At 41.7% G+C, this 24,297-nt stretch carries 21 protein-coding genes, 1 other RNA gene and 1 other annotated feature; of the genes, 2 read left to right on the top strand and 20 right to left on the bottom strand.

All coding sequences use genetic code 11. The features are described from left to right. Positions 1-270: 270 nt before the first annotated feature. The 15 genes from mtnN to cymR all read right to left on the bottom strand — a co-directional run bounded on the left by mtnN (position 271) and on the right by cymR (position 15,387). Positions 271-963: a 5'-methylthioadenosine/S-adenosylhomocysteine nucleosidase gene (gene mtnN, locus WFH04_RS12490; RefSeq protein ID WP_336824389.1), complete on the bottom strand. Its 693-nt coding sequence runs from the start codon at positions 961-963 to the stop codon at positions 271-273. 28 nt (positions 964-991) lie between these two features. Beyond that, positions 992-1,684, bottom strand: a complete 693-nt coding sequence (locus WFH04_RS12485) for a YrrS family protein (protein ID WP_336824388.1) — start codon at positions 1,682-1,684, stop codon at positions 992-994. 284 nt (positions 1,685-1,968) lie between these two features. Then, complete coding sequence (gene greA, locus WFH04_RS12480; protein WP_336824387.1) at positions 1,969-2,445, bottom strand: transcription elongation factor GreA; 477 nt, start codon at positions 2,443-2,445, stop codon at positions 1,969-1,971. 270 nt (positions 2,446-2,715) lie between these two features. Then, positions 2,716-3,354 carry a uridine kinase gene (udk, locus tag WFH04_RS12475; RefSeq protein ID WP_336824386.1) on the bottom strand — a complete coding sequence of 213 codons (639 nt, stop codon included), beginning with the start codon at positions 3,352-3,354 and terminating at the stop codon, positions 2,716-2,718. A 233-nt stretch (positions 3,355-3,587) separates the two neighbouring features. Then, a complete protein-coding gene (locus WFH04_RS12470; protein ID WP_336824385.1) occupies positions 3,588-4,223 on the bottom strand; it encodes an O-methyltransferase in 636 nt (211 codons plus the stop codon). 23 nt (positions 4,224-4,246) lie between these two features. Next, complete coding sequence (gene mltG / locus WFH04_RS12465; RefSeq protein ID WP_336824384.1) at positions 4,247-5,371, bottom strand: endolytic transglycosylase MltG; 1,125 nt, start codon at positions 5,369-5,371, stop codon at positions 4,247-4,249. 100 nt (positions 5,372-5,471) lie between these two features. Continuing rightward, entirely contained in the window at positions 5,472-5,768 is a 297-nt protein-coding gene (locus WFH04_RS12460; protein WP_336824383.1) for a DUF1292 domain-containing protein, read from the bottom strand. Positions 5,769-5,777: 9 nt separating this feature from the next. Further along, positions 5,778-6,197 (bottom strand): Holliday junction resolvase RuvX, encoded by a 420-nt coding sequence (gene ruvX, locus WFH04_RS12455; protein WP_336824382.1) that lies wholly within the window; start codon positions 6,195-6,197, stop codon positions 5,778-5,780. Continuing rightward, positions 6,194-6,466 (bottom strand): IreB family regulatory phosphoprotein, encoded by a 273-nt coding sequence (locus tag WFH04_RS12450; protein WP_336824381.1) that lies wholly within the window; start codon positions 6,464-6,466, stop codon positions 6,194-6,196. The genes ruvX and WFH04_RS12450 overlap by 4 nt, the downstream gene beginning before the upstream one ends. A gap of 79 nt (positions 6,467-6,545) precedes the next feature. After that, positions 6,546-9,179 (bottom strand): alanine--tRNA ligase, encoded by a 2,634-nt coding sequence (gene alaS / locus WFH04_RS12445; RefSeq protein WP_336824380.1) that lies wholly within the window; start codon positions 9,177-9,179, stop codon positions 6,546-6,548. A 298-nt stretch (positions 9,180-9,477) separates the two neighbouring features. After that, the gene (gene recD2, locus WFH04_RS12440; protein WP_336824379.1) at positions 9,478-11,937 is read right to left on the bottom strand and encodes an SF1B family DNA helicase RecD2; all 2,460 of its coding nucleotides are present in this window, start codon (positions 11,935-11,937) and stop codon (positions 9,478-9,480) included. A 25-nt stretch (positions 11,938-11,962) separates the two neighbouring features. Continuing rightward, positions 11,963-12,625, bottom strand: a complete 663-nt coding sequence (locus WFH04_RS12435; RefSeq protein WP_336824378.1) for a tetratricopeptide repeat protein — start codon at positions 12,623-12,625, stop codon at positions 11,963-11,965. A gap of 12 nt (positions 12,626-12,637) precedes the next feature. Beyond that, on the bottom strand, positions 12,638-13,759 hold the full coding sequence (gene mnmA / locus WFH04_RS12430; RefSeq protein ID WP_336824377.1) for a tRNA 2-thiouridine(34) synthase MnmA: 1,122 nt from the start codon (positions 13,757-13,759) through the stop codon (positions 12,638-12,640). Between the two features lie 21 nt (positions 13,760-13,780). Further along, complete coding sequence (locus tag WFH04_RS12425; protein WP_336824376.1) at positions 13,781-14,923, bottom strand: cysteine desulfurase family protein; 1,143 nt, start codon at positions 14,921-14,923, stop codon at positions 13,781-13,783. A 44-nt stretch (positions 14,924-14,967) separates the two neighbouring features. Then, the gene (cymR, locus tag WFH04_RS12420) at positions 14,968-15,387 is read right to left on the bottom strand and encodes a cysteine metabolism transcriptional regulator CymR (RefSeq protein WP_336824375.1); all 420 of its coding nucleotides are present in this window, start codon (positions 15,385-15,387) and stop codon (positions 14,968-14,970) included. 131 nt (positions 15,388-15,518) lie between these two features. Between cymR and WFH04_RS12415 the strand changes: the two genes are divergently transcribed. Next, positions 15,519-16,802, top strand: a complete 1,284-nt coding sequence (locus tag WFH04_RS12415; protein ID WP_336824374.1) for a replication-associated recombination protein A — start codon at positions 15,519-15,521, stop codon at positions 16,800-16,802. A 39-nt stretch (positions 16,803-16,841) separates the two neighbouring features. Here the strand turns inward: WFH04_RS12415 and WFH04_RS12410 are convergent, their stop codons facing one another. The 5 genes from WFH04_RS12410 to hisS all read right to left on the bottom strand — a co-directional run bounded on the left by WFH04_RS12410 (position 16,842) and on the right by hisS (position 22,240). Then, a complete protein-coding gene (locus WFH04_RS12410; protein WP_336824373.1) occupies positions 16,842-17,747 on the bottom strand; it encodes a chemotaxis protein in 906 nt (301 codons plus the stop codon). A 295-nt stretch (positions 17,748-18,042) separates the two neighbouring features. After that, a complete protein-coding gene (locus tag WFH04_RS12405; RefSeq protein ID WP_336824391.1) occupies positions 18,043-18,816 on the bottom strand; it encodes a tRNA threonylcarbamoyladenosine dehydratase in 774 nt (257 codons plus the stop codon). Between the two features lie 104 nt (positions 18,817-18,920). Then, positions 18,921-19,104: non-coding RNA, 6S RNA (gene ssrS, locus WFH04_RS12400), on the bottom strand. Positions 19,105-19,185: 81 nt separating this feature from the next. After that, positions 19,186-20,952, bottom strand: coding sequence for an aspartate--tRNA ligase (gene aspS, locus WFH04_RS12395; protein ID WP_336824372.1), 1,767 nt, complete (start codon positions 20,950-20,952; stop codon positions 19,186-19,188). Between the two features lie 16 nt (positions 20,953-20,968). Then, positions 20,969-22,240, bottom strand: coding sequence for a histidine--tRNA ligase (gene hisS, locus WFH04_RS12390; RefSeq protein ID WP_336824371.1), 1,272 nt, complete (start codon positions 22,238-22,240; stop codon positions 20,969-20,971). Between the two features lie 66 nt (positions 22,241-22,306). Further along, positions 22,307-22,541: a binding site (T-box leader), on the bottom strand. A 141-nt stretch (positions 22,542-22,682) separates the two neighbouring features. Between hisS and WFH04_RS12385 the strand changes: the two genes are divergently transcribed. Continuing rightward, positions 22,683-24,245: an N-acetylmuramoyl-L-alanine amidase family protein gene (locus WFH04_RS12385; RefSeq protein WP_336824390.1), complete on the top strand. Its 1,563-nt coding sequence runs from the start codon at positions 22,683-22,685 to the stop codon at positions 24,243-24,245. The last annotated feature ends 52 nt before the right edge of the window (positions 24,246-24,297 follow it).

Raw genomic sequence — 24,297 nt, 5'->3', positions numbered from 1 at the left:
AGCGTGCGCCTGGAACGGAAAGCGACGGTTGTCAGGGGTTCCCCATTTATTCTCCAACCAGAAAGGGACTATCACAGAAAATCAGTTTTCACTGACTTTCTGGACAGCCCCCCTTTGAATTCAATTTCATCATTATTCGCCAGCTACCTCGCGCGCAATAATCACCGCGATTACTGTCGTTGCAAAGAATACGCCTGCCATTAAATAGAACATTGAAGATTCCCTCCTTTGCAAGGAAATATACCCTTCTACTATTTTACCATAAACCAATTACAATTTCGATATAGCTTGTAAAACAATATCTGAAGAATGACGAGCCGCTAATGGCAGGAATTCGTCAAAGCTTATTGATGATTCTTTTCCTGCAATATCGGATAGAGCTCGAATAACAACAAACGGCGTGCCGAATTGGTGGCAAACTTGTGCAACTGCAGCAGCTTCCATTTCAGAAGCAATCATTTCCGGAAATTGCCCCTTCACAAGTGCCACTCTTTTGGGATCGCTCATAAAGACATCTCCAGAAGCAATCAAGCCAACAGCATAAGGATGCTTCCCAATTTCAATTACCGCTTCACGCGCCACTTCAATCAATTTCTCATCAGCCTCATATTTTGCCGGCATGCCTGGCACTTGACCAATAACGTAGTTGAATGCTGTCGCATCGACATCATGATGGCAAACAGCATCTGAAATGACAACAGTACCGACATCAAGTAAAGGATCAAAGCCTCCTGCTGAGCCTGTATTTAAAATAACATCCGGTTCGTACTGTTGGATTAAAAGCGCTGTCGCAAGCGCTGCATTCACTTTTCCAATTCCGCTTTTTACTACGATAACAATATGTCCGCTAACTGTCCCTTCAATGAATTCACACCCTGCAATTGTTGAAATTTGTGGGTCTGCTAACTTTCCTCTTAAAATTTCCACTTCTTGCTCCATTGCACCGATAATTCCAATTCTCATTCATACAACCTCCAACTGAACGTACCGTTCAATAATCAAAATCCAATGTGTTTAAAATATCCATTTGGACTGGCTTCCAGCCCTCACCATCCACCCATTCCAAATAAACACGATATTTTTCGGATTGATCTTTCGTCGAGACGATCCCTATCGATTTTTGTGGATCGCCACCATTTTTGATCTTCCAGAAAATCAAGTTGCTTTCAGGCACATTTGTCGCATAGGAAATTGCCTTCTTCTTCTCATTCCAATCAACAGATTCGCCATCATATAAAGACACATGCTCTCCAGTTTGCTCGGTGCCGATTGGCTCCCATGCCGTTTCAATAACGGTTTCCTTGACGATTCCGTCATCTCCTTCTGTAATTGTCACCGTGCCGGGCTCATCCGTGCTTTGCTCTTCATTGCGATTTCTTTCCGAATCATTTTCTTCGGATGCTCCGTCGGACGAAGCCCGCTCTTCACTTATATCGTCAGGTTCTTCTTGCTCTTCAGTTCCCTTTTCAGAGTCATCTTCATCCTGTTCCTCATCCACCACTAAATCAATATTATCATCTGATGCCGTGTCTTTATCGGCTTTATCGTCGTTGCCTCCGGAGATAATTGTATAGCCAGTTATTATAATCAAGATAACGACTGCACCGATTAAAATATTCAACAATTGATTTGAACGTTTTTTCTTCCGTCCGACACGCGAAAATTTTGGATCCCGCTCTTCCATAGTACCCCCTCCTTATATGCGATTACGCGAAATCGACTACTCCATATTAATTCGGAATAATTTGCAGCAGTTTTTTCTGTCTATGAATCCAATGCTAAAACGCATAAGGTAGTCCATTTTCCGATACGTAGCCACAAAGTTCTTTCTTTTCGCATTGATGTATAATGTAGTTAGATAGAACTGGAACACTATTTCACCATGCATCTTAAGTCGAGATTCTAAAGTGCTACAATACCCAATCAAAGAGGAAAAGCCGCCTTCAGCTGAAAGCGGCCCCCAAAAGGTTACTTAATGTCTACGATCGTAACCGTCATTTCTCCCCCGGGTGTCATAATTTTCACTTCATCGCCTTTTTTGCGGCCAATCAAACCTTTGGCAATCGGTGAATCATTTGAAATTAATCCTTCGATCGGATTTGCTTCCGCAGATCCGACAATTGTGTACGTCTCTTCATCGCCGTCAGGCAACTCTTTAAATGTAACCGTTTTCCCAAGCTGCACCTCGTCATTGTTCATCTCATCTTCGTTAATGATAACAGAATTGCGGATCATGGATTCTAATGTTGAGATTTTTCCTTCTACAAATGCTTGATCTTCCTTAGCTGAATCATATTCAGAGTTCTCGGAAAGGTCACCGTAACTGCGGGCAATTTTAATTCGTTCTACAACTTCTTTACGTTTAACCGTTTTTAAATATTCAAGTTCCTCTTCTAACTTCTTCTTTCCAGACAATGTCATTGGGTATTTTTTCTCAGATACCATTTTACAACACTCCTCATATTCCTGTTCATAAAAACACTATGTCGCTTCTATAATACGTATGCGACATAGTCTTATTTATCTTTTTTCAGCAGAAGACTCGAACCTCTTTTCGATGGAATTTATGTTCATATAGCGTTCAAATTCCTGCTGAACTAAGATAGAGCCTCCAGCGGGTGTCTCGGATTTTCGATAGATTTTTTTCGGACCTTACCCGAAAATCAGGACGCAATCAAATCTAAGGCGTTGATATTAAATTCTGACTTTATCATATTACAATTTCGTTCCATATTCAAGAATTGTTTTTATTTTCGTCACCATCAAGTCGATCGCCACTTCATTTTGACCGCCTTCTGGAATAATTATATCTGCATATCGTTTTGTCGGTTCAATGAATTGATTATGCATCGGCCGAACAACCGTCAAGTATTGCTCGATGACAGATTCAACACTTCTTCCCCGTTCGTTAATATCGCGGAGGATTCGCCGGATAATGCGAAGGTCAGCATCAGTATCGACAAACAGTTTAATGTCCATCAAATTGCGTAACCGTTCATCTTCCAGCACTAAGATCCCTTCAAGAATAATAACATCTTTTGGCTCAATTACAACGATTTCGTTCGAACGAGTATGGCGTGCATAATCATACACTGGCTTTTCGATCGGCTTTCTATTCAACAGTCTGTCAATATGGTCAATGAGCAAATCTGTATCGAAAGCAAGAGGGTGATCGTAATTCGTTAACAATCTTTCCTCAAACTCTAAATGAGATTGATCTTTATAATAGTAATCTTGTTCTATAACAACTACTGAGTGTTCTTTAAACTCATCATAAATTCGATTTGTTACGCTCGTTTTTCCCGAGCCAGAACCTCCGGCAATACCTATGACAAGAGGTTTTCTCATTTCCATTTCTTTTCCTCCCTTAAACTGAATTCAGCAGAATTCCCCCATTTCTGCAAGTGGGGGTATGAATAACTATGATCCAGTAAGGGTACAACCCCGGCTGAATTAATTTTTGCTCCGGGGATGCCATAAATCTTGAAAAAAATTAAGAAAAGAAGTCTATATGAACGTCATCCTGAAGGCAACTCGAACCAATAGTTGTCGTATGCAAAACAATTAATCATATGACTCCAACCTTCTTACTTCTTTTTCGCGATTAAAATGCCATCTCCAATCGGAAGCATTGATGCATCAAAATCTGGATGGTGCATGATCCATTCTGTAAATTCTTTTAGCTTCCGGATCATCGTACGATTGCGCTTTGGCACTTCCTCATCGCTTAAAAGAACAGCACCGTGCATAAACATATTGTCGCAATATATGATGCCATTATGTTGAACGAATGGGGCATACTTTTCAAAAAATCGTTTATATTGCCCCTTTGCAGCATCAATGAACAACGCATCAAATTTACGATGAGCAAATTCTTCATCATTCAATTCCAAAGCATCTGCATGAATCAACTGAATCCTATTCTCTAAACCGCTTCGTTGTATATATTCCAAAGCAGATTCATACCGTTCCGAATCTCTTTCGATTGTGACAACTGAAGCATCTTTCAGAGCGGAAACCATCCGTATAGCAGAATATCCTATTGCGCTTCCAATTTCAAGTATAGAGGTCGGCTGCTGTATCCGTAAAAGACTAATAAACGTGTTAATTCCGTTCTTTTCCATTATCGGAATTTTGTTCTCTTCTGCAAAGCGCTCTATCTCCGTAAATAAAGGATTCTCCTCTTGCTCAAAAGATAAAAGATATGCTTCATATTCATTCATTAAGTTCACTTCCATTCACAGCATCAATCGCCAGATAAGTATTTCGCCTGATTTTTCAAATGTTCTTCATACGAGTTGGTGAAGTGGTTATTCCCTTCCTTATCAGCTAAGAAATATAAATAATCCGTATCTGACGGTTCAACGACCGCATCGATCGATGACTTTCCTGCGTTGGAAATCGGTCCTGGCGGCAATCCCTTCACAACATACGTATTATAAGGGTCTTGAACTTTCAAATCCGAATAGAGCACTCTATCTTTATGCTCCCCTAAAGCATAGAGCACTGTTGGGTCAGTTTGAAGCGGCATATCGATATCTAACCTATTGTAAAAGACACTTGCGATCGTTTCACGATCTGTCTTCGCTGTCGCTTCTCTCTCAAGTAAAGAGGCGAATGTCAGTAGCCAATGGACAGATTTTTCCTGTTCTTGAAGATACGTCAAGTAAGGCGTCAAATTGGCCGCAGTTGCATCTAACATCGTTTCAACTACCGTCTCAACTGATGGATTCTCTTCGTAAAATGGATAGGTTGCCGGAAATAAGTAACCTTCTAAAGGATATTTAATATTTTCATTCCGGATTTCATCTGTTAAAATGTTCGGATATTTCCCCATTAAATCATCGATCGTTTTTTCATCTTCTACATAGCTCATGAATGCCTGTTCAGTAATGCTCGTTTTCTTCTCTACAATTTTTGCTATTTGTTTTAAAGTCAAGCCTTCGGGGATTGCGATTGTGAAAACAGGTTCGCGGTAAACTTTTCCTGTTTTCAAGCTTTGAATAAGTTCATCAAGCGTCATTGATTTTGATAATGCGTAAGTACCTGCCTGGAACTGCGACTCATTGTTGAACTTTGCATAGTATTTAAATATTTTCGCGTTACGAATAATCCCTTCATCCTCCAACGTTTCTGCAATCGAAGATAATCCAGAGCCTATTGGGATTTCAACTTCAATCGTTTCTTCGGAGTCCGGATCTACCGGCTGCAGCGATTCTGTTATGTATTTATAAACAGCCCGGCTGCCAACAAGACCGATTATCAAAACGACGAGTGCAATAGCAAATACAATCCGTCTGACAATCTTCACTTCTTTTTTCTGTTCAATCATTTTTTCGAACATAACATCTTTCTTTGAGTCTTTCCCCATCGATCTTTCACCTCAATTCAAGGAATGAAATCCTCTTTGCAGTGCTGTTGTACAGAAAAAAACGGAATGGCCTGCACCATTCCGTCCGTGCACATATGGATTATTCCTCGTCTTCGTCCTCTTCAGCTAAAAACGTGTTTAGCATTTCTTCAATCATATCCCATTCTTCATCTGTTTCGATCGGTAGCAATTCGCCGTCTTCATTGTCTTCAGATGGAATGAATGCAGATGCATGGATTTCAATTTCTTCATCGTCTCCCACTTCATCCTCGCCTAAAATATGATATAGAACGTAAGATTTACCGAAGTCCTCCGAATCAAATGTAAAAATCACTTCACAAACATGCTCTTCACCGTGCTCGTCAACTACTGTCATTGTTTCCTGTCCGTGTTCCATGTTATCACCTCATCTATTTTTTGAATCAAGATACCCTTGAAGTATCATGACCGCAGCCATCTTATCGATCACTGACTTTCTTTTTTTTCGGCTGACATCCGCCTCAATCAGCATACGCTCCGCAGCCATGGTCGTAAGCCTTTCATCCCAAAGGACAACAGGATATCCGAATGTTTCTTTTAATAGTTCCGCATACTTCTCGGAAGCTTCTCCACGCGGTCCTACTGAATTATTCATGTTTTTTGGATAGCCGACGACGAATGAAGTTATTTCATACTCTGCAACCAATTCTTGAATTCTTGGCATGCCAAATTGGCCGGCGCTCTCATCGATTTTCACCGTTTCGATGCCTTGGGCTGTCCATCCAAGGGCATCGCTGATTGCGATCCCGACCGTTTTGGAGCCAACGTCCAATCCCATTACCCTCACTTACCGGAACCTCCGTTTTCACGGATATAGAACTTTACAAGTTCCTCCAATATTTCGTCCCTCTCCAGTTTACGAATTAGGTTTCTGGCTTCATAATGGCGTGGGATATAAGCTGGGTCGCCCGATAAAAGATAGCCGACAATCTGGTTGATGGGATTGTAACCTTTGTCTTCCAATGCCTTATGAACATGAAGCATGACTTGTGTCACTTCCTGCTCCATCGATTCTTCAGGAAAGTTGAACTTCATCGTCTTGTCGTATGAATCCATAGCCGACACCCCGCTTTCCAATCATCCGTCGCAAATCGGATACCTTTCCTACTTGCCTATACCCGACATATCATTCCTCTTAAACGGATTTGACATAATCATACACGGATTGAAGTGCTTCATCAAGTTTAGAAGCATCTTTCGCTCCGGCCATCGCCATATCAGGGCGCCCTCCGCCCTTTCCTCCGCAAAGAGACGCTACATGATTGACGATTTTACCTGCATGGAAGTTCCCGCCTTTCAAGTCTTCCGTTACTCCAGAAGCCAATAGTACTTTTCCATCTGATGCAGTTCCTAATACAATAATTCCTTTTGTCAATTTCTGCTTTAATTCATCAATCATTTGTCGAAGAGCATTATTATCCTTCACATCTACTCGAGCAGAAATGACAGTCATGCCGTCAATTTTGCTTGCACTTTCAATAATATCTGTCAATTGACTATTCCCCAATTTAGCGGATAGCGATTCGTTTTCCCGTTGCAGTTCTTTCATATCTGAAAGTGCCGAGCTCACCTTATTAACGATTTCTTTCGGATTGGACTTTAGCAATACAGCTGCGTTTATAAGCAAGCTTTCTTCCTCTTTAAACGATCGATAAGCCTGCTTGCCTGTAAATGCTTCAATTCTTCGCGTGCCTGCTCCGATTCCGCTTTCAGATTCGATTTTGAAAACGCCGATATTCGCTGTGTTGGAAACATGGCACCCTCCGCAAAGTTCAAGTGAATAGTCACCTACTGATACGACACGTACGACATCGCCATATTTTTCACCAAACAGCGCCATTGCACCCATCTCTTTTGCCTCATTGATCGGCTTTTGCTCAATTTTCACCGGAATCTCTTCCCAAATCTTTTCATTGACAATGCGTTCAATTTGCTCCAGCTCTTCTTTGCTCACTTGTCCGAAGTGGGAGAAGTCGAAACGCAAACGGTCCGGACCGACATATGAACCTGCCTGATTTACGTGCTCGCCTAACACTTCTTTCAAAGCTTTATGAAGAAGATGCGTTGCAGTATGGTTTTTGAGGATCAATTTGCGATCTTCTTTATTCACTTCAGCATACGCTTCTGCACCGACAGTAACATCACCGGAACGAACGGTTGCTGTATGCAAATGCTGTCCATTCGGCGCTTTTTGCACGTCTTTTACGTCTACGATGAATAAATCATTGACAAGTGTTCCCTTATCTGCAATTTGGCCTCCGCTCTCCGCGTAAAATGGTGTTCGATCAAGAATGAATTGAATTTCATCCCCCTCTGAAGCATGGTCCACTACCTCGCCGTTATGCAACAATGTTACAATTTTTGCATTGCAGGACAATGCATCATAGCCGATAAACTCACTTTTCTCATGCAGATTTCCTAACACTTCCGATTGCACATGCATTGAGTCAACGTCTTGGCGAGCCGCACGAGCGCGATCACGCTGATGTTGCATTTCTGCTTCAAAGCCTTCACGATCTACTGTTACACCAGCCTCTTCAGCAAACTCCTCAGTCAATTCGAATGGAAAACCATACGTATCATAAAGGCGGAATGCATCTGTTCCAGCTACAATTGAAGAACCTTCTTCTTTCGCCTTTTTAATGACACCGTTTAAAATCGCCAAGCCTTCATTCAATGTTTCGTGGAAACGTTCTTCTTCATTTTTTACGACTTTCCTTATAAAGTCCTGCTTGTCTTCCACTTGTGGATAAAAATCTTTCATAATTTCTCCAACGACTGGAACCAATTCGTACATGAATGGGCGCTCGATACCTAATTGCTTAGCAAAACGGACCGCGCGACGCAACAATCTTCGAAGGACATATCCACGTCCTTCATTGGACGGCAATGCCCCATCCCCAATTGCAAAAGCGACTGTCCGAATATGGTCTGCTATGACTTTGAAAGCAGTATCTTTTTCGTCATCTTTACCATAAGTTTCACCGGATACTTTCTCGATTGCATGCATAATTGGCATGAATAAATCCGTATCAAAGTTTGTCGGCACATTTTGAATGACGGATGCCATCCGTTCAAGCCCCATGCCCGTATCAATATTTTTCTTTGGAAGCGGCGTATACGAATGATCCGGGTTATGGTTAAACTCAGAAAATACCAAGTTCCAAATTTCTAAATACCTTTCATTTTCCCCACCAGGATATAGTTCTGGATCAGAGAAGTCATCACCATACGATGGGCCTCTATCGTAAAAGATTTCTGAGTTCGGGCCGCTTGGACCTTCTCCGATATCCCAGAAGTTTCCTTCGAGCCGGATAATGCGCTCTTCAGGAATTCCAATTTTATCTCTCCAAATAGCGTATGCTTCCTCGTCCTCTGGATGAACCGTAACAGACAAAAGTTCTGGTTCGAATCCAATCCATTGTTCGCTCGTCAAAAACTCCCAAGCACGAATAATCGCTTCTTCCTTAAAGTAATCTCCGATTGAAAAATTACCTAACATTTCGAAGAAAGTATGATGCCTTGCTGTTTTCCCTACATTTTCGATATCATTCGTACGGATTGATTTTTGAGCGTTTACGATTCTCGGATTCTCCGGGATAACACGTCCGTCAAAATATTTTTTTAGCGTTGCTACTCCGCTGTTGATCCATAATAAGGATGGATCATCAATTGGAACTAAAGGCGCGGATGGCTCTTCGCTATGTCCATGCGCTTTGAAATAATCCAAAAACATTTGCCGAATTTGTGTTGCTGTCAACTTTTTCATGAATATGCCCTCCTTATGATTTCACGATGAACGAAAATAAAAAAATCTTCATCCCTATGAAGGGACGAAGATCTATTCTCGCGGTACCACCCTAATTTACCGGTTTGTAGACCGGTATCTCGGAAGCCTTAACGCGGCGAACGGCAAGGATTAGTTGCACTCTGGAGTAGCTTTCGGACAGATGCCAAGGGAACTCTTACAGCCAAGGAGCTCCTCTCTGTTCGTGGCAATCAGCTTACTTTCTCCATCAACGTGATCAATATGATACTTTGGATTATAGGGAAAGACGCTCCTTCTGTCAATCCATTCCTTCCAAAAAATCGTAAGGCGTTACATTTCCCATGCCGATCATAGGATCAATTCCGAAAATTGTTTGTTTGCTAAGGGTACATTTTTCAGCTTCAGCAAAATTTGCAACTGCTGGTTCCTCTATTTTTTGTGCAGATACAGATTCCTCTTTTTCAAGAACCGTTTCGTCCTCCATTGATTCGGCGAATCCGTCGCTTAAACGTTCTTTTAAAGTTGTTTGTCTTTTCGTCTCGTCAGTTCTTGAAACGCCATAGCTAAATTCCTCAGGTTCACCACAAAGGATCAAAAAGTCTTTCGCTCTCGTAATGCCTGTATAAAGAAGATTTTTGCGGAGCATTTTACGGTAGCCACGCACGATCGGCATAATGACGATCGGAAATTCACTTCCTTGGGATTTATGAATCGAACAGCAATATGCAAGTGTAATTTGATTTAAATCATTCCGCTCATATGTCACCTCGATGCCATCATACGACACGACTAATAGTTCCTTTTTATCGACTGTCTCTTTCGCTTTTATAATCGCAATGACTTCTCCCATGTCTCCGTTAAATACATTGCTTTCAGGCTGATTGACGAGTTGTAGTACTTTATCGCCAATTCGATAAACGGCATCTCCAAAAACAACTTCTTTCCGGTCTGGCCCAGGAGGATTGACAAGCTGTTGAATCATTTTATTAAGTCCATCGATGCCTGCAGGACCTTTATACATCGGCGCTAACACTTGAACATTTCTTATATGATGGCCTTTGGATAATGCATTTTTCATCACTTGCTCAACGACTTGCAATATTTGATTGCTATTCGCTCTTATGAAGGAACGGTCACCCGTCTTTTGCGTTAAATTATCTATATGTCGATTTTGTTTGATCATATGGGCCATTTCGATAATGGTGGAACCTTCACTTTGACGATAGATTTCTGTCAATTCAATCGTCGGAACTTTTTTTGAATCCAATAGATCTTTTAATACTTGCCCCGGTCCTACTGGAGGGAGTTGATCTTGGTCGCCTACAAACAAAACTTGCGTATCATTCGGAAGTGCCTTCAATAACTGATGGGCGAGCCACGTATCAACCATCGACATTTCATCGATGATAACTAAGCGGCCTTCTACTTCTTTGCCCTCGGCGTCTTCTTTTTCTTGGCCGGTGAATCCTAATAATCTATGAATTGTCATCGCGGGCAATCCTGTCGATTCCGACATCCTCTTAGCTGCACGGCCAGTTGGGGCAGCTAAGACGATTGGAAAAGGTTCCTGTTTTTTTGCATACTCTTTCGGCTCCAAAGATAAGCCATGCAATTCTGCATAAACCTCAACAAAGCCTCGGATCACAGTAGTTTTCCCTGTACCGGGACCTCCTGTTAAAATCATTGCGGGTGAATGCAATGCTTGTTCAATGGCCTGCACTTGTGTTTCCGCATAGCTAACACCTAACCGCTCTTCAACCTCTCCGATCGCCTTGCGAATTTCTGCAGCCGGAAATTGGTCCGCAAAATCATTTTGTAAAATACGGTCGATTTTTGAAGCAATTCCGATTTCCGAAAAATAGAGAGATGGAATATAGAGTCTTTTCCCTTCAGCGCATAGTTTGCCTTCTTCTACACATTCAATAACACCGGCAGAAATGGCATCAAACGGTATTTCTTCCCGCTGGCTCGACTCCAAAAGCCGCTTCACTTCCGGAAGGACATGATCTGCTTCCATATAAACGTGGCCTGCTGATTGGACGGCTGTATTCATTGTGTGCAATATGGCAGCTTTCACCCTATCAGGATGCTTCCCCGTAATGCCCAATTGCTTGCCCAATTCATCCGCACGTTGAAAGCCAATTCCTTCGACCTCTTCAATGAGCCTGAATGGATTTTCATTCAACAGCTCAATGGCGTCTTCTCGATACGTCTGGTAAATTTTCATCGACAGTTGCGGTCCGAAGCCCCAATCAGTTAGCTGCACCATCGTCCGTTCCAACCCTAAGTTCTCTCGTAGCACTGTAATAAGCGTTTCTTTCCGTTCATCGGAAAGACGGGGAACTCGATCCAACACATTATCGTTTTCAAGAATTTGCTTAATTGCATCCTTGCCTAACGTCTGTACGATCGTTTCTGCTGTTTTCCTTCCGATACCCGGAAATAAATCACCTGACAAATAATGAATAATGCCAGTTTCGGTTTCGGGCATTTCTTTTTTGAAGGTGTGCACATCAAACTGTTGGCCATATGTAGCGTGATTCACCAATTTACCAGTGAAACGGTACTCTTCTTCTTGATTAAGAGCAGGAAAATTTCCTTTAATGACAATTTCTTTTTCTGTATAGCCACAATTCGTCTTCAATATTTTCGTCTTTACGATGGAAAATAGGTTGTCAGGATTATGGAAGATCGTTACGACAGGTCTTCCTACTAAAAAAATTTCTTCTTTTGTAGTCGTTTCGTTTCTCTCTTCCATATCCATCACCTTTTCATTACTTTCTTTATTGCTCGCTACCCATTTGGATCATGTCATAAATATAGCGCGCCTGTGTATGTTCTGGCTCGACTGTAAAAGCTCTTTCTAAATGATGCAATGCATCTTCCTTGCGATCCGTAGAGACCGCATATAGTACACCTAAGTTATAATGTGCATCTGCATTTTCGGCATCTTTGCTGATGACAAAGCGCAGCTCTTCACCAGCTAACTCGAATAGTTCCAATTCGGCAAGGGCGATGCCGTATGCTAAACGAATTTCAAGATCTTCTGGAGATAATTCTGCTGCACGCTGAAAATATGGAAGGGAAAGCTTTTGTTGATCAGCACGCTTTAAGCTTTTCGCTAGCATGAAATAAGCATCCGCCTCATCTAACCCAGCACGTACAGCTTTTTCATATAGCTTAGCAGCTTCCCCATAGCGCTCGCTCGTGTAATAAAGATTGCCTAATCCGTATAATGCAGAACCGGCATTTTCATCTAAAGAAATCGCTTTTTGAAAAAAACGTTCTGCTCTTTCAACGTCTCCAGCAGAAGCAAATACGTTTCCTAAATTAATATAACCGACAGGATTATCCGGTTCTTCTTCCGCCGCTTTCATGAAAGCTTCAATCGCTTTTTCGTACGCTCCTTCTTGTAACGCCTTAATGCCAATTTCATTTTGTTCCATGTTGTAAACCTCTCATCCTACATAATCAAGTTGCTTACCATTTTTTATAACCGTGTCGATTGTTCCGCCTCCTAAGCATTCATCTCCATCATAGAAAACAACTGCTTGTCCTGGCGTAATCGCTCGAACCGGTTGTGCAAAATGAACAATTGCTCGATTACCTTCTTGCAGTTCAACTGTCACTTCTGTATCTGGCTGACGATAACGGAATTTAGCCGTGCATTTAAAAGTTGACGGCATTTTTCGGGCTGTCGCAAAACTGATATCGGTTGCTGTCAAGCTATCAGAATAGAGTGCATCATTATGAAAACCTTGTCCGACTAATAATGTATTTGAAGATAAATCTTTGCCGATAACGAACCAAGGTTCACCTGCACCTCCAATTCCTAAGCCGTGGCGCTGTCCAATTGTGTAATACATTAATCCGTCATGCTTGCCGACCGTTTCACCTGCCATCGTTTTCATCTTGCCTGGCTGAGCGGGAAGGTATTGGCCTAAAAATTCTTTAAAGTTCCTTTCACCAATAAAGCAAATGCCCGTTGAATCTTTCTTTTTCGCCGTTGTTAATCCTGCTTTTTCAGCAATTTCCCGAACTTTCTTTTTGTCAATATCGCCGATTGGAAACATTACTTTTTGCAATTGGTCCTGTGTCAATTGATTGAGGAAATACGTCTGATCCTTATTAGCATCTTCACCCCTCAGCATAGCGACACCATCTTCTGTTTCAACAACTCTCGCATAGTGACCAGTCGCTAAATAATCCGCACCAAGGCTCATCGCATGATCAAGGAATGCTTTGAATTTGATTTCCTTATTGCACATGACATCCGGATTAGGCGTCCTTCCTGCCTTGTATTCGTCAAGAAAGTAAGTGAAAACCTTATCCCAATACTGTTTTTCAAAATTAACAGCATAATAAGGTATGCCAATTTCATTGCAGACGCTAATGACGTCTTCATAATCTTCAGTTGCTGTGCAAACGCCAAATTCGTCTGTATCGTCCCAGTTTTTCATGAAGATGCCGATCACTTCATAGCCTTGTTCTTTTAAGAGCAAAGCAGCGACCGACGAATCGACGCCTCCAGACATTCCGATGACAACTCTTGTTTCTGCAGGCGGTTTAATTGTTCTCATTTCAATCCATCCTTTATTTTTTCAACTATTAAGCCGTTTTACGATTTCCACAATTCTTAGAGCTGCTTCCCGAATGTCTTTCTCATCCAGTCCAAGACCAAAACTGAAGCGAACTGAATTTCTTAGCTTTGGCGAACTGTTCCCGAACATGGCAGATAACACATGTGAAGGATCCAATGAACCTGCTGTACAAGCAGAACCGCTTGAAGCGTTTATACCCGCCATATCTAAATTGACGAGCAATGACTCAATATCTGTATTAGGAAAGCTAATATTTAGGACATGCGGAAGCTTTTGTGCTCCATTTGCATTCACTTCGTACTCAATGCCGTTATCGTCAAAAACAGTGGTCATTATGTCCGCATATCGCTTATATTTCTCGCGATTTTCAACCATTTGGCGCTGAGCAATTTTTACGGTTTCCGCAAATGCGACGATAGCAGGAACGTTTTCAGTACCCGCCCTACGCTTACGCTCTTGTTGGCCGCCAAAAAAGATTGGGCTCGTTTGCAAACCTTTTCGCTGAAATAGGAATCCAATGCCCTTCGGACCATTCAATTTATGTGCAGATGCACTGAGTAAATCTACTTTTAGTTTCGTTACATCCAACTCTTCAATGCCAAAAGCTTGCACGGCATCGGTATGAAAAACGGCTTGATGGTCTTTCAGCAATTCACCAATTTCCTGAATCGGTTGAATTACACCGACTTCATTATTCCCGTACATTATCGTAACAAGAATTGTTTGGTCCGTTAATGCTTCACGCACTTGCTCCACTCGAATTAATCCATTTTCATCCACCGGCAAATAAGTAACCTCATAACCTTTACGCTCTAATTCCTTGCACGCATTCAAAACTGCATGATGCTCAATTGCAGTCGTAATAATATGTTTTCCTTTATCCGACATTGACATAGCTGTACCAAAAACCGCAATATTGTCCGCTTCCGTTCCGCCAGAAGTGAAGATCATTTCGGTAGGTTCTGCATGGATTGCTTCAGCAATGACTTTACGTGCATCATCGACCATTTTACGCGCATAACGCCCAACACTATGGATGCTTGAAGGATTTCCGAATACAGTTTCCATCATTTGCATATATACTGCGCTCACTTCCGGATGCATCGGAGTTGTAGCAGCATGATCAAGATAAATAGTTTCCATTGATAGTACTCCTTTATAAAATAAGGAAATTCCAAAACACGCTTTTATATATAAAACATATAGCCGTCTTGCTCGGGTTTACTGTCCGAAGCAACTAAATCTTCTATCGTTGTCGTATCAAGTACGCCCCTGATCGCCTCTCCAATTCGATTCCATAACTCTTGCTGTGGAACATCTGTGTCATCTATACCTTCGACAATTTGAATCGGCCCTTCCAATAAGCGGATGACATCTCCTGCGGTTATTTCAGTAGGCGCTTTTGCCAATTTATAGCCGCCATATGCCCCTCGAACACTTTTAACGATGCCGCTATTTCTTAACGGCGGGATTAATTGCTCTAAATAAGCTTCGGAAAGATTTTGCTCTTCCGCAATTTTACGTAAGGGCAATGGCCCTTCCCCATATTTTCTACCTAATTCAACAACAACCGTTAACCCATAGCGGCCCTTCGTAGAAATTCTCATCGTTCAACCAACGTCCTTTTCCTAAATTCCTTCAAGGTATTATATCATAACATATTAATCACTTCCTCCAAATGACTTGAACCTGACACTTGTGTATAATGGAAGAACGGATGTACGGAGGAGTGATTTTGTTGAACAATGAGCCATTGGCGTTTCGGATGCGTCCAAAAACGATTGATGAAATTGCTGGACAACAGCATATTATCGGCAAAGAAACGGCGCTATACCGGATGATCAAAAATGGACACGTACCGTCTATGTTATTGTATGGGGATCCCGGAATCGGAAAAACCTCTCTTGCATACGCAATTGCCGGGACGAGCCGCCTTCCATTCATCGCATTGAACGCCACCGTATCAGGAAAAAAAGACGTCGAGCAAGTCGTTTCTGAGGCACGGATTTCAGGAAAAGTGCTTTTGTTTTTAGATGAGATACACCGTTTCAATAAATTACAGCAAGATACATTGCTTCCTCATGTTGAAAGTGGAGCAATTGTTTTAATTGGTGCTACTACTGAAAATCCATTTCACGATGTCAATCCAGCTATCCGTTCTAGATGCGGAGAAATACTGCAGCTAAAGCGGTTAGAAACCGAAGATATTAACGCTTTAATTCATCGAGCATTACAGGATGAAGACCGCGGACTCGGGAAGCTCACCATTGAAATGACCGATGAACAGGTTGAACGTATTTCTGAAGGAGTGAACGGAGATGCCAGGAAAGCTCTCACCTTATTAGAGTCATTAATATCAGCTAGTGACGAAGAAGATGGGAAAATACAGGTGGAAGATTGGCTCATCGATAATTTAATCGGCAGAATTGGTCTTGTTGGAGATAAAAAAGGATCCCATCACTATAATTTACTGTCTGCGCTTCAAAAATCAGTTCGTGGAAGCGATGTCAATGCGGCAATTTACTATTTGGCAAACCTTTTGGAAACTGGCGATCTAATCGCGGTTACAAGAAGGCTTTTAGTCATGGCGTATGAAGATATAGGTCTTGCTGCACCAGAAGTCGGCCCTCATGTTTTGGCTGCGACAGACGCAGCAATCCGATTAGGCATGCCTGAAGCAAGAATTCCATTAGCGAATGCTGTCATTGAGATGTGCTTGTCTTCTAAGTCAAATTCTGCATACAAAGCAATTGATGCCGCCTCAAGGGCTATTCACGAAGGCAATGCCGGGGATATACCTCTTCATTTACGGGACGCTCATTATAGCGGAGCTGAACAATTGGGACATGTTGGTTATTTATATCCTCATGATACGCCAATCGGTTCTTTCGGAGGATGGGTTGATCAGCAATACTTGCCTGATAAAATAGCGCATATAGAATTTTATGAACCGGTCATTGCAGGAGAAGAGAAAAAAATCGCTAGCATATATAAACGTTTAAAAGAGTTTCGCAATAAATAAAGAAAACCGCCGTAAGAATTCCGTACGGCGGTTGTTTTATTATAAAATATATTGGTCCATTTTCAATACTAATTCAGCGATTTCTGGTTTGCTTACTTGATCGTTTGCACCGACACTTTCTCCTTTATGCTTTAGCTCATCAGTAATGAGTGAGGAGAAAATAATAACTGGCAATGCGCTTAAATCCTTGTTCTCACGAATACGTTTCGTAAAGTGGTGTCCGTCCATTTGAGGCATTTCGATATCCGTAATCACTAATTGAATTTCATCTGTAACAGTCTTACCATCAGCGACGATTGCTTCCAAGAAATTCAGAGCATCTTTTCCATTTTCGAAAAACTCGATATTGACATATCCTGCTTCAGATAATGTGTCACTCAGCAATTTTCGAAGCATTGGTGAATCTTCAGCGACGACAATTCGTTTATCAGATCGCTCTCTCTCACCTAACTTCTGCACTTCCTCTACACGAATGCCACTATCTGGATTAATTTCCATTACAATCTTTTCAAAATCTAATAACAATAGCATATCGCGTTCACGCTTAATGACACCGATCACTTGCGAAGCATCTCCGGAATATAGGTCTGAAGGCTTTTCGATATGATTCCATGATATTCTATGGATTTGAGTCACTTCATGGACATGGAAGACGACTTCCTGTTTATTGAAAGCTGCTACGATATACTTTCCATCATTTGGTCCGATTGTTTGAGGAAGTCCCATCACTTTTTCCATATTGATGACAGGCAATACTTCGCCTCTCAACTGCATAATGCCTTCTATTGCAGGGTGAGCATGCGGGATTACTGTAATTGGCGTAGGAAGAATAATTTCCTTTACTTTAATTACGTTTATGCCATATCTGTTATGTCCCATTTCAAATTCGACGATTTCAAGTTCGTTCGTGCCGCTCTCCAATAAAATGCCATCCTGTTTTTTCATCGTTCCCAATCCTCTCATGCTCAAACTCTTTATACTATATTACTATTCTAAGCCCTATATAGTAGGTCAATTGTATCAGCATTATGTCATTATAACAAGTTGTATTCATTATTCGATTATGATTGTTTTATGAATTCGTCTATTTTTCCCCACTCTTATTCACTACGTTTTGTACATGTTTATTCTCTTAGTTCAAAATCGTACGGAGCAACGGTTACATGTATCCCTTTATTTTTACTTACAAAAGAGCTGTTCAAAAAGTCAGTGAAAACCAACCTTCTAAACAGCTCTATCCTCATATATTCGCTTTATCTTTCACCCGTTCAATCGGGATATCCTTGACGATATCATTCAACACATAGCTTGCACAAATAAGACCTGCAACAGAAGGTACATACGCATTCGATGCTGGTGGCATTTTCGCTTTTCGAATGTTTGCGTCAGGATTTCCTACTGTATCAACGACATCTTCCCGGACAACGATTGGGCTCTCGTCTGAAAAAACGACAGGAACGCCTTTTTGAATACCTTCCTTTCTCAGACGAAGACGGATGACTTTTGCAATCGGATCTGTATGAGTTTTAGAAATATCAGCAATTTGAAATCTTGTAGGATCTAATTTATTTGCAGCGCCCATGCTTGAAATAATTTTGATGCCTCGTTTGACACATTCTTTGATCAAATGAATTTTATAGCTGATCGTATCCGATGCATCAATGACATAATCAGGCTTGTAGCTGAAAATTTCTTCATAAGTCTCTTCCGTGTAAAACATATGCAAACTGATTACTTCACATTCTTTATTAATATCAGCAATCCGCTCCTCCATCACTTCCACTTTCGATCTGCCTATAGTCGATAGGCTTGCGACAAGTTGACGGTTGACGTTCGTAATATCGACTGAGTCTTTATCGATTAAAATAATGCGGCCAATGCCACTTCTTGCACAAGCCTCTGCAGCGAACGAACCGACGCCGCCAACACCTAAAATAGCAACCGTTTTTTGGCGCATCCGTTCTACGCCTTCTTTGCCTATCGCTAATTCATTGCGAGAAAATTGGTGCAACAAAATGATTCCGCCTTTCAAAATAAAATATGTCAATAGAAAACCCCTCTGCAATGAAGCAAGAGGGGGATTAAACTAAATTCGTGTCATTTCAAATCAAAACAGTTACGAATCCCGAATGTGCCGTCTTATTCGTATCGCTTTGAACCCGCACTCAGCAGGTGGGTGTCTTCTCCATTCCTTTTGAAGTCCCCTTAAAGAAGGCATGTCATCCAGAATGAAATGCAGACTCCCTACGATCAATATGTTCGGTCAAAACTGATTAGTCAAAGACGAACACCTCAGGATTCGTATTACTTGTATACTACCATACATTTTTTTTCGGTTCAACGATTTTACTTTTGCCATTTTTACAATTTTACGAGAGTTGCGTTAGTGATTTTCAGTTGTTTTTACAGCAATACCTAACTCGGAAAGCTGTGCCTGATCAACTTCACTTGGCGCTTCAGTCAACAGGTCGCTTGCGCTTGCTGTTTTCGGGAATGCAATTGTATCTCGTAAATTAGACGAGCCGGATAATAGCATTACAATGCGATCTAAACCGAATGCAATACCGCCATGTGGAGGTGTTCCATAATCAAAAGCATCCAACAGGAAGCCGAATTGCTCCCGCGCTTCTTCTTGTGTAAAGCCTAATGCTTTGAACATTTTTTCTTGAACATCACGTTGATAAATCCGCAAAGAACCTCCGCCTAATTCGTAGCCATTCAGAACAAGGTCATACGCCTGAGCTTTTACTTCTTCAGGTTTCGTTTCAAGCTCCTCGACATTAGCCGGCATCGTGAACGGATGGTGGGCAGCATAATAACGGCCTTCCTCTTCGTCGTATTCGAATAGCGGCCAATCTGTTACCCAGAGGAAATTGAATTTCGATTCGTCAATCAAATTCAATTCCTTCCCTAATTTCAATCGAAGAGCGCCTAATGCATCTGCAACAACAGATTTTTTATCTGCTACAAATAATAAAAGGTCACCAGCTTCAGCATGTAAAGCGTTTTTCAATGACTCTGCAGTTTCCTCTTCAAAAAACTTAGCGATCGGGCCTTTCAAGCCTTCTGCATCCACTTTAAGCCATGCGAGCCCTTTTGCACCATACCGTCCTGCAAATTCACCTAACGCGTCGATATCTTTCCGAGAGTAATTGTCAGAAGCGCCTTTTACGTTAATTGCTTTCACCTGGCCACCTGCTTCAACCGCGCTTGCAAACACTTTGAATGAAGAGTCTTTCACAATTTCGGATAGATCGATCAATTCCATCTCGAATCTTGTATCCGGTTTGTCGGAACCGAAACGTGCCATCGCTTCATCATACGGAATTCGCTTGAATGGTATTTCAATATCGATCCCCTTAACATCCTTCATCACTTTTTTCATTAATCTTTCATTCAACTCAATAATGTCTTCAATCGACATGAAACTCATTTCCATATCGATTTGCGTAAATTCAGGTTGTCGGTCTGCACGCAGGTCTTCATCACGGAAACAACGTGCGATTTGATAGTAACGGTCAAAACCGGATACCATGAGCATTTGCTTGAACAACTGCGGAGATTGCGGCAACGCATAAAATGCACCGTCATGCACACGGCTTGGCACGAGATAGTCCCGTGCGCCTTCTGGTGTCGATTTTGTCAAGATAGGCGTTTCGACTTCGATGAATCCTTCATCATCGAGAAAGTTTCGCACTGTTTTTGAAATATCCGACCGCATTTTAAAAACTTTTGCCAATTGTGGACGGCGCAAATCTAAATAACGGTATTTTAGACGGATCTCTTCATTGACATCCGTTTCATCTTCAATCATAAATGGAGGCGTCTTTGCTTCGTTAATGATTTTTAATTGTTCTGCGTGTATTTCAATAGAACCAGTCTTTAGCTTTTCGTTCTTTTGGTTCTCCTCACGTTCTACAACTTTTCCTCTCACTTCAATCACATATTCATTACGGATTTTCTCTGCCAACTCAAGCGCTTCTTGAGAGAAATCCGGATTGAAAACAACTTGCACGATGCCTGTGCGGTCGCGCACGTCAATAAAAATCAATCCGCCCAAATCACGGCGTTTTTGCACCCATCCTTGTAATGTTACTTGCTGACCGATTACGTCTTCAGTCAATTCTCCGCAATAATGTGTTCGCTGCATTGTTCATCAACCTTCCCTATTTCAACTGTTCTTTAATTTTTTCTAGGAGTAAACTATCTTTCACTTTTTGTTGTGTGCCATCTTCCATATTTTTTAATTGCACAACATTTTCTTTTACTTCGTCTTCACCAATGACAATTACTGTTTTTGCGTTAAACCGATCCGCCGATTTCATTTGAGCTTTCATCTTGCGGTCCATGTAATCCATATCCGCACGTATGCCCGCATTTCGCAAATCATTTAGAACCGTGAATCCTTTTCGGTGTGCTTCCTCATCAAGTGATACGATGTATACATCCAAATCCGGTTCATCTACGAACGTTTTTTCTTCTGCTTCAAGCGCTAATAATAGGCGTTCAATGCTCATTGCAAATCCGATGCCCGGTGCGTGCGGCCCGCCGATATCTTCTGATACGCCATTGTAACGACCACCTCCGCAAAGAGTTGTAATCGCTCCGAACCCTTGGGACGTGCTCATAATTTCAAATGCTGTGTGATTGTAGTAATCAAGCCCGCGTACTAAATTCGGGTCAAGCTCATACGAAATGCCGATGGCGTCCAAATAGCGCTTCACGTTTTCAAAATAAGCTGCAGACTCCTCATTTAAATAATCTGTTAATGAAGGAGCTGAAGCCATTAACGGATGATCTCGATCTACTTTACAATCGAGAATTCGCAATGGGTTTTTGTTCAATCTTGATTGGCAATCGGTGCAAAATTCGCCGATATGCGGTGCAAAGTGAGCGATCAAGGCTTCACGGTGTGCCTTTCTTGATTCCCCATCTCCTAATGAATTCAATACCAATTTCAAGTCTTTTAAGCCTGCGCGGCGATATACATCGAGAGCAAGTGAAATAACTTCTGCATCGATGGCAGGATCAGCACTGCCGATTGCTTCCACGCCAAATTGTACGAATTGACGATACCTTCCGGCTTGCTGTCTTTCATAGCGGAACATCGGTCCTGAATAATAAAGCTTTACTGGCTGATCTGGATAGCCAAACATTTTATGTTCTACATACGAACGTACGACAGATGCTGTTCCTTCTGGACGTAGCGTCATGGAACGGTTTCCTCTATCTGTAAATGTATACATTTCTTTTTGAACGATATCTGTCGTGTCTCCAACGGTCCTTTGGAATAATTCCGTCTGCTCAAACATCGGAGTACGAATTTCCTTATAGCGGTACAATTCACATACATCACGAATAATCGCTTCAACTTGTTGCCACTTCCATGATTCAGATGGCAAAATATCTTGCGTCCCTCTTGGCACTTTAAATTTCATAAGACTTCCCCTTTCTCCTACATCGTTTTTCCGCGAACAATAGAAAAAGCTCCCATCCCTTGTTAATAAAGGGACGAGAGCTAGTAGCTTCCGCGGTTCCACCCAAATTGGCTTCGATTATCATCGAGCCCACTCGTATCCGGATAACGGCCGGTTCCGTCCACACCTAATAGAATGATTCGTTCAGCATGGATCCTCGATGGTGTTATTCGCTACTTCCGTCTGTAGAGTGGATTTCAGCCTCGTCCACCCCTCTCTTGTCAGTCTGCAAAGCAGCTACTTGCCACGTCATAGGGTTTTAATTGTATTGCCTTATATCGATTAGATTAACCAACATCTTAGCGATTTACTACAGAAGTGTCAACCTTTTTCATTTCATTGTAGTTTTTTATTCGAAAAAACACTACAATTATTCTTAAAGGAGAGTGATAGTTTGTCGAAAGTGAAGATTTGGACAATCGTCGCCGTTTTAACGTTAGCAATCTTTTACAATCAATCCGTCATAATTGCCAATAGCGGAACGGCAGTAGTAAATACGGCTTCATTGAATGTCCGATCTGGTCCCGGACTTACGTATCCAGTTATTGGCTCAATGAAGAGAGGCGAGTCCGTCGATATTTTATCTACTTCAAACGATTGGCTGGAAATTCGGTTAGGCGCAAGCACTGGCTGGATTGCTTCATGGCTCGTTACATCCGAAGAGTCTTTGGACAACCAACCAAAAAATATCATTTCTAAGGTAAATGCCTTAAACATACGGACGGAACCATCCATAAACGCTGCTATCATTGGTCAATTGAGTGCCGGGGAAGAAGCACTTATGACTGGACAAACTGATAAATGGGTCGCTATTCAGAAAAACGGAATAGACGGATGGGTATATGCCGATTATGTAACGGAATTAGTTCATCAACAAACTGAAAAAGAAGAAAAGATTGAAAGCGAATCGCGGGAAAAGTCTGTTGAGAAGATCGCATCTAATGTGGAACAAGATCAATTATTTACCGTTTCAGTTGATGCGTTGAATGTTCGAAAAAAAGCAGATCTAAAGGCAAAAAAAGTTGGATTGGTACATAAAGACGAATCGTATTCTGTAATCGAGTCAGATGGCAATTGGGTTCGAATCGACCTTGGAAAAAAGAAGTCTGGTTGGGTTTATTCTTTCCACGGATATCTAACTGGTAAAAAAGATGATTCCTTACGCCATGACAGTAAAACAACTGTAACCGTTTTGACGAATGGGACAAACATTAGATCTTCTGCAACAACTGCTTCTGAAATTGTAACTCGCGTCAATGCAGGAAAAAGACTTCCTGTCGTAAAAGAAGATGGTGATTGGTATGAAATCGCACTTGAATCTGGTGATACGGCCTTTATTGCAAAATGGGTCGTAACTACAGGTGACGAAGAGTTGCAGAAAAAAGAGCAACCGAAAAATACGGTTGCAAGAGCTGCCGGTACTCTAAATGGTTTAACGATTGTCATCGATGCAGGACATGGAGGCAATGACAGAGGAACGACCGGGTCGAGAGGGACCGATGAAAAAGATTTGACGCTGTTAACGACCGAATTGCTTTCGGCAAAGTTGAGAGCTGCCGGTGCCAACGTCGTTATGACGAGAGAATCCGATACGTACGTTTCGTTAAGAAAACGAGTTTCCATCGGCCACCAAGCTCAAGCTGATGCATTCATCAGCGTCCATTATGACGCTAACTTAGACAGCTCGGTTACTGGATTTACAACGTACTACACACAAACATCGCAAAAATCTTTAGCAGAAGCAATTAATAACGGCTTAGATGGGGCGATTAACATTAGGAACCGGGGTGCACAGCCTGCCGACTTTTTAGTTTTGAGGGAAAATAAGCAGAATGCCGTTTTAATTGAGTTGGGCTTTTTATCAAATCCTTCCGAAGAACGAATCTTGAAAACGGATCTATTCAGAGAACAGGCTACACATGGAATTTATCAAGGCCTCCTTGAGTATTTTGATGGGAGTCAATAAACAAGAGACGATCACCCCTCTCGCTCAGAGGAAAGTGATCGTCTCTTTTCAA

It is taken from the genome of Sporosarcina sp. USHLN248 (assembly GCF_037144575.1).
GTDB lineage: Bacteria > Bacillota > Bacilli > Bacillales_A > Planococcaceae > Sporosarcina > Sporosarcina contaminans.
The sequence above is the reverse complement of the archived record's forward strand: the minus strand, read 5'-3'. Positions and strand labels throughout refer to the sequence as shown.

What these genes read in the sequence shown, in the direction of transcription:
- mtnN (WP_336824389.1), bottom strand. Translation starts at nt 963, where the DNA reads ATGAGAATTGGAATTATCGGTGCAATGGAGCAAGAAGTGGAAATTTTA.
- WFH04_RS12485 (WP_336824388.1), bottom strand. Translation starts at nt 1,684, where the DNA reads ATGGAAGAGCGGGATCCAAAATTTTCGCGTGTCGGACGGAAGAAAAAA.
- greA (WP_336824387.1), bottom strand. Translation starts at nt 2,445, where the DNA reads ATGGTATCTGAGAAAAAATACCCAATGACATTGTCTGGAAAGAAGAAG.
- udk (WP_336824386.1), bottom strand. Translation starts at nt 3,354, where the DNA reads ATGGAAATGAGAAAACCTCTTGTCATAGGTATTGCCGGAGGTTCTGGC.
- WFH04_RS12470 (WP_336824385.1), bottom strand. Translation starts at nt 4,223, where the DNA reads ATGAATGAATATGAAGCATATCTTTTATCTTTTGAGCAAGAGGAGAAT.
- mltG (WP_336824384.1), bottom strand. Translation starts at nt 5,371, where the DNA reads ATGGGGAAAGACTCAAAGAAAGATGTTATGTTCGAAAAAATGATTGAA.
- WFH04_RS12460 (WP_336824383.1), bottom strand. Translation starts at nt 5,768, where the DNA reads ATGGAACACGGACAGGAAACAATGACAGTAGTTGACGAGCACGGTGAA.
- WFH04_RS12450 (WP_336824381.1), bottom strand. Translation starts at nt 6,466, where the DNA reads ATGGATTCATACGACAAGACGATGAAGTTCAACTTTCCTGAAGAATCG.
- alaS (WP_336824380.1), bottom strand. Translation starts at nt 9,179, where the DNA reads ATGAAAAAGTTGACAGCAACACAAATTCGGCAAATGTTTTTGGATTAT.
- recD2 (WP_336824379.1), bottom strand. Translation starts at nt 11,937, where the DNA reads ATGGAAGAGAGAAACGAAACGACTACAAAAGAAGAAATTTTTTTAGTA.
- WFH04_RS12435 (WP_336824378.1), bottom strand. Translation starts at nt 12,625, where the DNA reads ATGGAACAAAATGAAATTGGCATTAAGGCGTTACAAGAAGGAGCGTAC.
- mnmA (WP_336824377.1), bottom strand. Translation starts at nt 13,759, where the DNA reads ATGAGAACAATTAAACCGCCTGCAGAAACAAGAGTTGTCATCGGAATG.
- WFH04_RS12425 (WP_336824376.1), bottom strand. Translation starts at nt 14,923, where the DNA reads ATGGAAACTATTTATCTTGATCATGCTGCTACAACTCCGATGCATCCG.
- cymR (WP_336824375.1), bottom strand. Translation starts at nt 15,387, where the DNA reads ATGAGAATTTCTACGAAGGGCCGCTATGGGTTAACGGTTGTTGTTGAA.
- WFH04_RS12410 (WP_336824373.1), bottom strand. Translation starts at nt 17,747, where the DNA reads ATGAAAAAACAGGATGGCATTTTATTGGAGAGCGGCACGAACGAACTT.
- aspS (WP_336824372.1), bottom strand. Translation starts at nt 20,952, where the DNA reads ATGCAGCGAACACATTATTGCGGAGAATTGACTGAAGACGTAATCGGT.
- hisS (WP_336824371.1), bottom strand. Translation starts at nt 22,240, where the DNA reads ATGAAATTTAAAGTGCCAAGAGGGACGCAAGATATTTTGCCATCTGAA.